The following is an 11,447-nucleotide window of genomic DNA, read 5'->3' as shown; positions in this document are numbered from 1 at the left end:
AAGTTCACCCCATTAAATATTAAGCAGATGAATTTTATATTCTTCTGCAATTTCTTCATCATCTATGATCAAATCACCTAGAATGTTCATTGCGATATCATTGATCTCATCAATCAAGAGTTCTGACATCGTGCCATTTGCAGCCGCTAGCTTCTGTATGGTTTGTGTTCCATCCTCGTTCATAAACGCAATCAAAGCTTCGTGTTGGAGTGGACTTAAAGCATTAGAGAACTGCTCCCATTCCGTATCTACGTTAGCAGATTGAATTTCTTTTATAGTTAATTCAGGCTCAGGAGACTGAAGCGGTACAATGATTTCATCTTCAATATCTTCAAATTCTTCTTTTTCTACTACTTCTTCAAGCTCGGATTCCTCATTAGTAATCTCAAAACCGCTATCCTCAAGTTCTTCCAGCTCGTTCATTTCCTCAACCGTAAGCATGGTTCGTACAATCTCGGAATCACTCTGCAGCCTTTCAAGCTTCTCACGATCAATAACTACTGCCGGCCCCTTATCTTCCTGTTTCTCTTTCTCAAATTCCCGCTTCAGAAAACGAGTGATAAGGTCATCCATATCCGCATCCACATTAACCCCTTTGAGCCGTCCTCGATACCCCAGCAGTTCCCGTAATTTATTCTCAGTCAAACGGAATAGCCTTGTAATCAAACTGCGAAGCGGTGGAGATTTACTGATACGCACAACCGGTATAAGCACTGAATAACCATATAGCGAAATATCATATACGGCGCTACGAAATAAATAACGCTCCCGCAATACTGAGGGGCCTGGTGGGAACATTTCAACCAAATTCGAACCATGTTTCTGACTGACATAAGCGTTGATTAATGCCACTACCTGTGGAATATATCGTTCAAGGGCTTCTTTACCTTCCCCCATATAAAACTTCGATTTACTAATATCGTAGTCCGACATTGCTGTTAATACCGTAAAGGTTAACTGCTCAGGAGCTACAGTAAGACATCTCTCTAACTCTAGCTCTGCCAAATCTCCGGCAAGACCGCGTGAACGAGCAACGATTAAAGATAGAGGCACATTCAAATGATGAACAAACGAGAAGTCCGCGATCCAACCACCCAAATATTGATCCAGACGTTTATAATTTTCACGATAAGCTTCCCAGATTTGACTGAGCTGCTTATAGCCATCATAAGGATCTTGCCAGCCTACACCATTAATAAGCTCATACACGTGCAGAAAAATATATGAAAGATCCGTTTTCGGATATCTACCCTGTCTAACTTCATTGCGCCAATAAAAATACCATCTACTTTGCGTGCCCGTCATATGACCATACGTTGGCCAGTAACTCTTAAAAGGAATAAATAGCGCCGAATCCTCGGTTCTATGTTCCAACTCCTTCGCTCTAGCTACAAACTGACCTTCGGTGGTTGTCACAGGCTCCGGCGTGTCGGTCTCCAGATCCCAAAGCTGAAGCTGTAAAGAAGGTTCAGACGACTCTTTAGGCTTCCCTACATTTGCAGTAGATAACTTTGGCAGCGCTGGTTCTGATGAATTTCGCGGGGGAATAGGAACATTTTGTTCCGTACTTTCCCAGACTAATTCCGTGAAATGAGGCTGATTCCTATCCTTACTCATGTTCGATCGCTCCGTTCTTATAAAAGAAGGACTAATGCAAGCATAACGCCTTCTTTGCGGGGGCCCTAAATGTATAGTAGTTTCTAATGTTAAAAAAAACGGCCCTGTTCACAACTGTGAAGGAACCGTTTTGTTCTTATTAAATTTTAGCATTGTTGGTAGATTAACATCAAGTATGTAATGAAGAATTATCCTCTACAGGAGCTCCGTTCCCTTTGTCTCTTTTCCTAGGAAGAGCACCGCTAACGCACCGATAATAATCGTTACAAAAAATAACATGAATATCGAGCCAATCGCTATAGATTTACCTACCAGCACCCCTACTAACAAAGGAGCGATGATGCCACCAATCCGTCCAAAGGAAGTCGCTAAACCAGCGCCTGTTGAACGAATAGTTGTTGGGTACAACTCTGGTGTATAAGCGTACATGCCACCCCATGCTCCGAGATTAAAGAATGATAAGCAGATTCCAGCAGCCATCAGCATTCCTTCTGTAGTTGCATTTCCGAACCATGCCGCACTAACGGCAGTGAACAGCATATAGATGACCAGGACAAACTTACGTCCGAACTTCTCGATGAAGTAAGCGGCAGTAAAGTAACCCGGCAGCTGAGCTAGCGTCATGATAAGCACGTATTCGAAGCTTTTAACCAAGCTGAAGCCTTTAAGTACCATAACTGTAGGCAGCCATAGAAACATCCCATAATACGAAAACACTACAGTAAACCATAAAATCCACAGCATAATCGTAGAACGACGATACTCTGGTGACCATACTGTTGTGATACGTTTTTTCAAGGACACAGGCGCCTTCTTGATCTCAGCAAACTTCGGTGAATCGTCTATAGCGCGTCTTAAGTATAGAGCGTATAGAGCAGGAACAGCACCAATACCGAATGCTACACGCCAGCCATAATCAGGAATAACAAAGAATGCAATTAAAGCAGAAGCGATCCATCCAACCGCCCAAAAGCTCTCCAGCAGCACAACCGCACGGCCTCTCTCACGGGCAGGCATACTTTCAGACACTAATGTTGAGGCGACGGGCAGCTCCCCACCTAGTCCAAAGCCAGCGATAAATCTAAGTACACAGAGTATTCCGAAGCCTGTTGCAAAAGCCGATAACCCACTCGCAGCCGAGAAAATTAGGAGTGTCCATAAAAGTATCGGTTTACGTCCAAAACGATCGGCTAATATCCCTGCTGCCGCAGCACCCACAGCCATGCCCACGGAGTTAATACTTGTCAATATACCTATCTGCTCCGGTCCCAGATTCCAATCCTTGGCTAAAGCCGCTACAACAAAAGAAATCATCCCGACGTCCATCGCGTCGAACATCCAGCTTAAGCCTGCACTGAAGAGTAATTTCCTTTGCTTCGGATTCCGCAGCAGTGTCATTTGATTCACTTCTAAGCCCCCTTATATCCAACATATATCTTATGAAACTTACTTTTGATTGTTTCACTTATACATATTAAAATTGAAGCGTTCAAAAATCAAGAAATAAAGCTGCATTAAAGTATTGTCTGGCAAGCGATTGAAAATAACAGGTCTGAACAGCTATCGTGGCTATCAGAAGTATGTTGCGGACAGACTCTCTCTGAGATCTCGTAAGATGCGTCAGCCGATTGATCACACGATCTGTGGAACTTCTAAGCAGGGAATCTTCTTTCCAGGAGAACTCCTTGTGTAAAAGTTGATCTACTTTACATTGGGTTTGTATAGTTGGATTGCTCTTGATCTCTTCAAACAGCCCAGCATATGCGTAATACAACTTCGCCGGTTCTATAAGATCATCATCGTCTCGATCTGGCTTTAAGAACATTAATCGGAATAGCTGACGAATACTTTCGAAATTTAGGGCCGATTTGAGATCATCGATCATAAACAGAAGTGCTGCCTGATTAACTGAATACTTCTTTCCTTCTCTTGGAGAACCGAGATACTCCTTAAAATCACGCTTCACCCAATTTTGCATAGTAGTCACAGTCAAAGTGGAATACTCTATTAGATGGCCTAATGAAGCAATTTCACCGAGTGAAAAGCCTTTTACATCATGCCCCTTAATGATCTTTTGAAAAATGGGTGGAACATCTGTAGATAAAAAAGCGGGTAACGAAGTCCCCTTTTGTACTTCATCAAGATGAAATTTAGTCCATGCCTCTTGGAGGATATTCAGCGGTTTCCGGTCTGATAATCCGGTCAATGAGAGCAGAAGACTGGACATCTCCACACGAGTCAATGCAAATGATTCCATATCTGTTTCCCTCCACCATTTGATATTTCTCTGAAAAGTTCGTAGAATAGTTCATAAGAACTCATAATATGAGTATAACCTATTTTAGGAACGAAAGGGATGGTAAAGATTATATGGGTATAGGACTTAGTTTGACGTTGGTGGCTATTTTGATCATTTTAACCGCTTTTTTTGTAGCAACGGAATTTGCATTGGTGAGACTTAGAGGTAGTCAGATCAGTCAAATGGTGATCGAGGGAAAGAAGAACGCGCTTGCTGTACAACGAGTGTCTGCTAATCTTGACGGGTACTTATCCGCTTGTCAGCTCGGGATTACAATCACTGCACTGGGTATTGGTGCTCTGGCAGAGCCAGCGTTTGAGCAGTTGCTCCTTCCGGTATTCGACTGGGCTAATATTAGTCCAAGTGTGAGTCACCCTCTTGCGTTCTTATTCGCATTCGTCATTGCAACATTCCTACACGTCGTTGTCGGGGAACTTGCTCCGAAGACAGTAGCTATAAACATTCCGGAAAAAATCGGTCAAATTACTTCACCGCTGATTATTTGGTTCTACAGAATTTTGTACCCACTCATTTGGTTTATGAATGGTTCCGCAAATCTGCTTGTTCGCCTTTTTGGGATGAAGCCTGCCAGTGAGCATGGAGACGCTCATAGTGAAGATGAGATTCGTTTGATCTTATCCGAAAGCTATGAAAGTGGAAAAATCAATAAAGCTGAATATGGCTATGTCAACCGTATCTTTACTTTTGACGAGATGTTGGCCAAAGAAATCATGGTTCCACGAACGGATATGGTATGTCTTTTCACCAATCATTCATTGAAAGAAAATTTCGAGATTATTCGTAAGGAACAATATACTCGCTTCCCGGTTGCAGAAGGTAGCAAGGATAACATCATCGGAATGATTAATACGAAACAGCTTTATTTGCAATATGACAATAACCCTGATTTTGATTTCAAAGGCTTGATTCAGCCAGTCCTAACCGTCTCTGAGGTAACACCTGTTAAGAACCTTTTAACACGTATGCAGTTGGAGCGGGTGCATATCGCCCTGCTGCTTGATGAATATGGCGGAACGTCTGGACTCATCACGATTGAAGATATTTTGGAAGAAATCGTTGGTGAAATTCGAGATGAGTTTGACGGTGATGAGCGCAGAGAAGTTGAGAAACTAAGCGATACAAATTATCTGTTCGATGGTAAGGTATCTTTAATTGAGGTCAAGGAGCTTACCGGTCTTGATTTCGAACATGAGGAAGTGACAACGATTGGAGGCTGGTTATATAGTCATATCCCAGATCCGGCCGTTGGCAAAAGCATTGTACATGACAACGTAACCTTAATCATCCGTGAAATGAACAGATACCGTGTACGCAAGGTTGAGGTCATCATTGAGACCACTGGTGACACTGAATCGTCAGAGCTTGAGAATTCATAAGCTTTTAATCATAAAAAAAAGGATAGAGTTATCAGATTAAATCTGATCCTCTATCCTTTTTTCTTTTATCAAAATCTTACTCATGTAATATTCATCCACCCATTGACCATCGATCACAAGTGATTTTCTCTTTGTCCCTTCGATCTCAAACCCATTTTTGATATATAGCGACATCGCTAGCTCATTATGGGTCATAACTGTTAACTCTAACCGGACAATTTCAGTATTCTTAGCCCATACATCCAGTTCTTTGAATAGCCCCGTACCAATCCCCTGACCTTGATGCTGTCTTAGAACTCCAATGACTATGTACGCACTATGGCGATTGCGTCTAACATTTCCACCTCTAACCGACATAAAACCTATCAAATGGTTATCAACCTCAGCACCAATAAGGATTGAAGTATTTGCTAAAGCGAAGCTTTCGATCATCTCTTTGACCTGATTTAGACTGGATTGTCGTTCATCCGGCTCTAATAACATAAATTTGGATTCCTGATCCAACTGATGCTGTAATCGAAGTAATTCTTCTGCATCCTCTGGTATAAGCACTTTAAGTGTAACCATCATATCATCACTTCCAATCATAAATAGCTATAAGTACTTTTTGAACAGCTTACTGGAGCTGCTATTGTATCCAAGATGCTCGTAAAATTGATGTGCATCCTCTCTTCTGACCGCACTCGATAGCATGATCTTAAGGGCGCCCCTAGAATTGGCTACGTGCTCAGCGTATCTCATTAGTTTCGCTCCGTAACCTTTCCCTCTCACCTCTTGTGATATGATGACTCTTTCAATGACAGCAAAGGGTCGATCGTCACATAAAGCATCCATACATAAATGAAGATGAAGCGTCCCAACAATAGCCCCTTCTTCTTCGTACACATAAAGAAAACTATCCGTATTGTCAGCTATCCGCTTCAGTCGGTCCGGTGACACTTGTATAGCTGTCTGCTCAGGCAATAACATTCGATATAAATTTTCAATATACAATGCGTCTTCAGAAACAGCCTCTCTTATCATTTGTTTATTCCTTTCTTAAACGTTCTTAACAACGGCAGACCATGATAACATTACCATTCGGATCTTTAAAATTAAACCAATGATCATGCTCGATATCCGTAAGAATCTCTCCGCCATTTGCTTTCACATAATCGTAAGCAGCATCAATATCCTCGGTATTTAGATGAAAAGAGGGGATATTAAGAACGGACTCAGAAGTGTAAATTTTGCTGTCTAATACGATTTCTGGTCCTTGCATGGGGATCACGTATAGATGCCCGAATAATACTTCACCATCCAAAGGCAAACCAAGCAATTGGCAATACCATTCTTTGGATTTCTCAATATCCTTTACCGGAATAAAAACTGCACCAATCTGATTCAGAATCGGACTTACCACCATTAAGAAAGCCTCCTCTTTAAAGTTGCAGAATAGGGTGTTATTCTAGAATAATTCGATAAAATATGTCAATTACCTCCCTCCACTTAGGGAAGGTCTGGCAAGTTATGTTATAATTTTGTGTGCACTACTCTAATTTCACGTATGACAGGAGAATTGAATTGGCTAATCTGAACTTCGGTGGATTGAAATTAACTCCACCAAAAGTCTTATCACTAGGATTTGTAATACTTATCACTGCCGGAACTTTTTTACTTAGTTTGCCGGTCGCCTCAGTAGAAGGGCATATTTCTTTTATTGATGCATTATTCATGGCTACATCGGCAACCTGTGTTACAGGTCTGGCAGTCATTGATACGGGCACACAGTTGACTACTTTTGGACAAGTTGTTCTACTCGTATTATTTCAATTTGGGGGATTGGGTTTTATTACGATGGCCACCTTGATTACTTTGGTCCTTAATAAACGAATTTCCTTTAAAGAGCGAATTCTTATGCAAGAATCTATGAACCAGAATTCCATGCAAGGTATTGTCCAGTTGATCCGCAGAGTTCTGATCTATTCCCTTGTTATTCAGCTCACAGGTGCCATCGTGTTTGCCGGTAGGTTTATGATGGATATGCCTTTCGGGAAAGCTGTATATTATGGAATTTTTCACAGCATATCTATTTTTAATAATGCAGGCTTTGATTTATTCGGTGACATTCATGGGCCCTTTAGTGGACTTACACGTTTTGTAAATGATCCTATAGTGAATTTCACCTCAATGATCCTCATCTTTCTTGGAGGGGTCGGTTTTATCGTTCTATCTGATGTTTTTGACTTTCCAAAACGTAAAAAGCTTACTCTACATTCTAAGGTTGTTCTTTCGACCTCGATGATATTGATTGTCATTGGGGCTGCTCTATTTTTCTTACTAGAATTTAATTCTACGCTGAAGCCCTTGAGTGCAGGTGGAAAGATGATGGCTACATTTTTACAAGCGATAACACCACGTTCAGGTGGCGTCACTACGATTGAAATTCCACTGATGCGGGAATCTACACAATTTCTAATGATTCTGCTAATGTTCATAGGGGCTGCGCCTGGATCTACTGGTGGGGGAATTAAGATTACTACGTTCGCTGTTCTAGTGGCTGCGGTTTCTGCAAGGCTAAGGGGTAAAGAGGATATTGTAATGTTTCGTCATCGGATCGCCAAAGAAAATGTCTATAGAGCCGTGACGATGACATTAATGTCTCTAATGTTAGTGGTCATCGCTACGATGTTGTTATCCGTGACAGAAAAGGCTGACTTTCTTGCTGTACTCTTTGAATCCGTATCTGCATTCGGGACTTCTGGTCTCTCCATGGGACTTACTCCAGAATTGACTACGGCGGGTAAAGTGCTCATTATTTTTCTAATGTTTCTGGGTCGGACAGGTCCGCTTACTTTAGCTTATGCACTCAAACCTAAGGGTAGTAAGGAACTTTACAGATATCCTGAAGGTAAGATTACAATCGGATAAGGCGAGATGTAACCAGCGGCAATGAATATTGCCGCTGGTATCAATCAACACTTATATATTTTACTCTTCAACGATCTCTTGTTTATCTAGTGCGGCATCAAGCAATTGATTGTATACATCGTCATCATTTTCAAGTAGCGCGTCAGTTTCTAAGAACTGCTCTTCACTTCCAGGCTCACCAGCAAAGCTTAGGCTGTAATCCCATTCCGTTCCTCTTGTACTGAAAAAAGTGATCTCATATGGAGACTTATGGTTTTCGAGAGTAAATATCGTCCTCCCTACATAGCTTTTATCCTCTTTACGGCTCATTTCAGCACTTACGATCTCTAAATTCATCCGTTAATCTTCCTTCCATTCATCAAATCATTTCCCCTCTCAGTATAGCATTGAAATGAATGTAATTCCTCAATTTACACTGTAAATTCCATGTAATTGACTTTTTTCATCCGGCGGTTAATAATTTAGTACAATACTTGTAAAGTACCAAACTATTAGTAATTGGAGGAAATATCGATGACTGATTTCGAGGCAAAGCTTAGTAAATATGCAGATTTAGCTGTGCAAATTGGGGTTAACGTTCAACCAGGGCAAATTCTGGTGGTGAATGCACCGATTCTTGCAGCTGATTTCGTTCGTATGATTACCGCCAAGGCATATGCGATTGGAGCAAGCTTGGTGAAGGTGAACTGGAGTGATGCAAGCATTACACGCCAGCAGTTTGAACATGCTGCACCAGAAGTGTTCACTGAGCCTCCTACTTGGTACGCAGGTGAAATGACCGAACTCGCCGAGAAGGGTGCAGCTATTCTTAACGTGATCGCGGAAGATCCTGATGCACTTAAAGGTATTGATCCTGTACGCATTTCAAATTATCAAAAAGTACGGGGAGCCGCACTCACCAAATATCGTGAAATGCAAATGTCCGACAAAGTTAGCTGGAGTATTGTTGCCGTACCTTGTCAGGCTTGGGCGGATAAAGTATTCCCGGATGTTCCAGCTGAAGAACGTGTAAGTAAGCTATGGGAAGCTATTTTCCACACCGTACGTCTTGATCGTGAAGATCCAGTAGCTGCATGGCAAGAACATCTCGACACCTTAGATCAAAAAGCAAATGTACTCAACGCAAAAAAATATAAGAAACTGCATTACATAGCACCTGGTACGGACCTAAGCATTGAACTTCCAGAAGGCCATATTTGGGCACAAGGAGACAGTATTAATGCTAAGGGTCATTCTTTTGTAGCCAATATGCCTACCGAGGAAGTATTTACCGCTCCTCTAAAGACTGGTGTAAATGGCACCGTACGAAGCACCAAACCTCTTAGCCATGGCGGCAACATTATCGATGGATTCTCTATTACTTTTGAGAACGGACGAATTGTTAGTGTTAGTGCAGAGCAAGGACAAGAAGCACTAGAGCACCTCATTAGTATGGATGAAGGAGCAAAATACCTAGGTGAAGTTGCATTAGTTCCACATAAGTCCCCTATCTCAGAGTCCAATATTCTTTATTACAATACCTTGTTTGATGAGAATGCATCCAATCATCTAGCTATAGGTATGGCTTATGCTTTCTGTTTAGAAGGCGGTAAAGATATGACTCCGGATGAACTGATTGCACATGGATTGAATAATAGCGTTACCCATGTGGATTTCATGATCGGTTCTGCGGAGATGAATATTTACGGGATTGCTGCTGATGGAACAGAAGAACCTGTATTCCTGAATGGAAACTGGGCGTTCTAATTATTGCAAATATGAAATAAAAGACTAGAGATATTGGGAGGAGTTGAAACTATGTTAGATTTCAAGCAAAAACTGGAGAACTATGCGTTGCTGGCAGTGAAGATTGGGGTTAATATCCAACCTGGGCAGACCCTTGTTGTAAATGCCGACATCGTTTCGGCAGAACTAGTGCGTCTTGTCGTACGCAAAGCCTATGAAGCGGGTGCGAAGCTCGTCAAGGTTAATTATAGCGACGAGGTTGTTACACGTACACGTTATGACCTCGCTCCATCCGATTCCTTCTTGGAACCGCCACAATGGCAAGCAGATGAATTAGAAGATCTGGCTAAAAAAGGTGCAGCATTTCTATCGATAACTTCAACGAATCCAGATCTGTTGAACGGTGTTGAATCAGGAAGAATTGCAGATAATCAGCGGATCTCTGGACAAACGTTAGCTCCATATCGTGAATTGTTAATGGGGAATCACGTAAGCTGGAGTATTGTAGCCTTCCCATCATCATCATGGGCGGCAAAAGTATTCCCTGAAGCATCACCTGATCAGCAGATTGATTTGCTATGGGATGCTATCTTTAAAGCAACACGTGCGGATCAGGCTGATCCTATTCAAGCATGGAGTCAACATTTAGATGGTCTAAAAGCACGTTGTACTAACTTGAATGATAATAAGTTCCGCAAGCTGCACTATACAGCACCAGGGACCGATTTGACGATTGAACTACCAGAAGGCCATATCTGGTGTCAAGCCGGAGCTGTCAATGGCAAAGGTGTCCCTTTCCTAGCCAATATCCCTACAGAAGAAGTATTTACTGCCCCACTGAAGTCTGGTGTGAATGGTAAGGTAAGCAGCACTAAGCCGCTTAGCTATGGGGGGAATCTTATTGATAATTTCACTCTTACCTTTGAGAACGGCAAAGTAACGGATTTCACCGCTGAAAAAGGTTCAGAAACGCTTGCTTCCCTTATCGCGTTAGATGAAGGCTCTGCTTATCTTGGAGAAGTCGCTTTGGTGCCTTTCCACTCCCCGATCTCCGAGAGCGGAATTCTATATTACACCACATTGTTTGATGAGAATGCCTCCTGCCATTTGGCGTTAGGTGCAGCATATGCCTTTACCCTTCAAGAGGGTACGACAATGACCAAAGAACAATTGCAGGAAAAAGGAATGAACCAAAGCCATACACATGTTGATTTTATGATGGGTTCACCTGAAATGAGCATTGATGGTATTAAGGATGATGGAACAACCGTACCTATCTTCCGTGATGGAGATTGGGCTTAAATTGTTCGCTTAAACTATTGAATAAATAAAATGCCAAACAACCTGCTTGGTTCCTCTTCCGAGGACAAAAGCAGGTTGTTTTTTATTTCATACTAGATATCCAGAAAATAAATAGCCCAAATTTGAATAAAAGTTCAATATTTGTTCACACTATTGTTGATTTCCGTTCACAAATATGTCACAATACAGTTAAGGAT

General features: G+C 41.8%; 11 protein-coding genes. 4 read left to right on the top strand and 7 right to left on the bottom strand.

Features of this window, described 5'->3' with window-relative positions:
* Positions 1-12: 12 nt before the first annotated feature.
* The 3 genes from ACFWMP_RS15565 to ACFWMP_RS15555 form a co-directional block, all read right to left on the bottom strand.
* Positions 13-1,617 (bottom strand): TerB N-terminal domain-containing protein, encoded by a 1,605-nt coding sequence (locus ACFWMP_RS15565; RefSeq protein ID WP_339241391.1) that lies wholly within the window; start codon positions 1,615-1,617, stop codon positions 13-15.
* Positions 1,618-1,812: 195 nt separating this feature from the next.
* Positions 1,813-3,015: an MFS transporter gene (locus ACFWMP_RS15560; RefSeq protein ID WP_042193977.1), complete on the bottom strand. Its 1,203-nt coding sequence runs from the start codon at positions 3,013-3,015 to the stop codon at positions 1,813-1,815.
* A 91-nt stretch (positions 3,016-3,106) separates the two neighbouring features.
* Positions 3,107-3,874 carry a DUF1836 domain-containing protein gene (locus ACFWMP_RS15555; protein ID WP_339264938.1) on the bottom strand — a complete coding sequence of 256 codons (768 nt, stop codon included), beginning with the start codon at positions 3,872-3,874 and terminating at the stop codon, positions 3,107-3,109.
* 113 nt (positions 3,875-3,987) lie between these two features.
* Here ACFWMP_RS15555 and ACFWMP_RS15550 point away from each other — a divergent pair, with 113 nt between their 5' ends.
* Positions 3,988-5,313: a hemolysin family protein gene (locus ACFWMP_RS15550; protein ID WP_340969830.1), complete on the top strand. Its 1,326-nt coding sequence runs from the start codon at positions 3,988-3,990 to the stop codon at positions 5,311-5,313.
* A 36-nt stretch (positions 5,314-5,349) separates the two neighbouring features.
* Here the strand turns inward: ACFWMP_RS15550 and ACFWMP_RS15545 are convergent, their stop codons facing one another.
* Genes ACFWMP_RS15545 through ACFWMP_RS15535 form a run of 3 tightly spaced genes read right to left on the bottom strand, consistent with a single transcriptional unit; the run spans position 5,350 to position 6,715 of the window.
* The gene (locus ACFWMP_RS15545; RefSeq protein ID WP_379424161.1) at positions 5,350-5,901 is read right to left on the bottom strand and encodes a GNAT family N-acetyltransferase; all 552 of its coding nucleotides are present in this window, start codon (positions 5,899-5,901) and stop codon (positions 5,350-5,352) included.
* A gap of 6 nt (positions 5,902-5,907) precedes the next feature.
* On the bottom strand, positions 5,908-6,336 hold the full coding sequence (locus tag ACFWMP_RS15540; protein ID WP_379424160.1) for a GNAT family N-acetyltransferase: 429 nt from the start codon (positions 6,334-6,336) through the stop codon (positions 5,908-5,910).
* A 25-nt stretch (positions 6,337-6,361) separates the two neighbouring features.
* Positions 6,362-6,715: a VOC family protein gene (locus ACFWMP_RS15535; protein ID WP_042193979.1), complete on the bottom strand. Its 354-nt coding sequence runs from the start codon at positions 6,713-6,715 to the stop codon at positions 6,362-6,364.
* Between the two features lie 161 nt (positions 6,716-6,876).
* Here ACFWMP_RS15535 and ACFWMP_RS15530 point away from each other — a divergent pair, with 161 nt between their 5' ends.
* Positions 6,877-8,223: a TrkH family potassium uptake protein gene (locus ACFWMP_RS15530; protein ID WP_081393020.1), complete on the top strand. Its 1,347-nt coding sequence runs from the start codon at positions 6,877-6,879 to the stop codon at positions 8,221-8,223.
* Between the two features lie 60 nt (positions 8,224-8,283).
* On the opposite strand, the gene ACFWMP_RS15525 is transcribed toward ACFWMP_RS15530, so the two are convergent.
* Entirely contained in the window at positions 8,284-8,559 is a 276-nt protein-coding gene (locus ACFWMP_RS15525) for a hypothetical protein (protein ID WP_379424159.1), read from the bottom strand.
* 177 nt (positions 8,560-8,736) lie between these two features.
* On the opposite strand from ACFWMP_RS15525, the gene ACFWMP_RS15520 reads away from it, so the two are divergent.
* Positions 8,737-9,969 (top strand): aminopeptidase, encoded by a 1,233-nt coding sequence (locus ACFWMP_RS15520; protein WP_379424158.1) that lies wholly within the window; start codon positions 8,737-8,739, stop codon positions 9,967-9,969.
* 51 nt (positions 9,970-10,020) lie between these two features.
* Positions 10,021-11,250 (top strand): aminopeptidase, encoded by a 1,230-nt coding sequence (locus ACFWMP_RS15515; protein WP_379424157.1) that lies wholly within the window; start codon positions 10,021-10,023, stop codon positions 11,248-11,250.
* Positions 11,251-11,447: the final 197 nt, after the last annotated feature.

Source organism: Paenibacillus sp. NPDC058367 (genome assembly GCF_042723305.1).
In the GTDB taxonomy this organism is placed as follows: Bacteria; Bacillota; Bacilli; order Paenibacillales; family Paenibacillaceae; genus Paenibacillus_AQ.
The sequence above is the reverse complement of the archived record's forward strand: the minus strand, read 5'-3'. Positions and strand labels throughout refer to the sequence as shown.

Bases quoted from the DNA above. Each gene is read 5' to 3' on its own strand.
- ACFWMP_RS15520 (WP_379424158.1), top strand. From the start codon at position 8,737: ATGACTGATTTCGAGGCAAAGCTTAGTAAATATGCAGATTTAGCTGTG.
- ACFWMP_RS15545 (WP_379424161.1), bottom strand. From the start codon at position 5,901: ATGATTGGAAGTGATGATATGATGGTTACACTTAAAGTGCTTATACCA.
- ACFWMP_RS15515 (WP_379424157.1), top strand. From the start codon at position 10,021: ATGTTAGATTTCAAGCAAAAACTGGAGAACTATGCGTTGCTGGCAGTG.
- ACFWMP_RS15565 (WP_339241391.1), bottom strand. From the start codon at position 1,617: ATGAGTAAGGATAGGAATCAGCCTCATTTCACGGAATTAGTCTGGGAA.
- ACFWMP_RS15540 (WP_379424160.1), bottom strand. From the start codon at position 6,336: ATGATAAGAGAGGCTGTTTCTGAAGACGCATTGTATATTGAAAATTTA.
- ACFWMP_RS15525 (WP_379424159.1), bottom strand. From the start codon at position 8,559: ATGAATTTAGAGATCGTAAGTGCTGAAATGAGCCGTAAAGAGGATAAA.
- ACFWMP_RS15555 (WP_339264938.1), bottom strand. From the start codon at position 3,874: ATGGAATCATTTGCATTGACTCGTGTGGAGATGTCCAGTCTTCTGCTC.
- ACFWMP_RS15550 (WP_340969830.1), top strand. From the start codon at position 3,988: ATGGGTATAGGACTTAGTTTGACGTTGGTGGCTATTTTGATCATTTTA.
- ACFWMP_RS15560 (WP_042193977.1), bottom strand. From the start codon at position 3,015: ATGACACTGCTGCGGAATCCGAAGCAAAGGAAATTACTCTTCAGTGCA.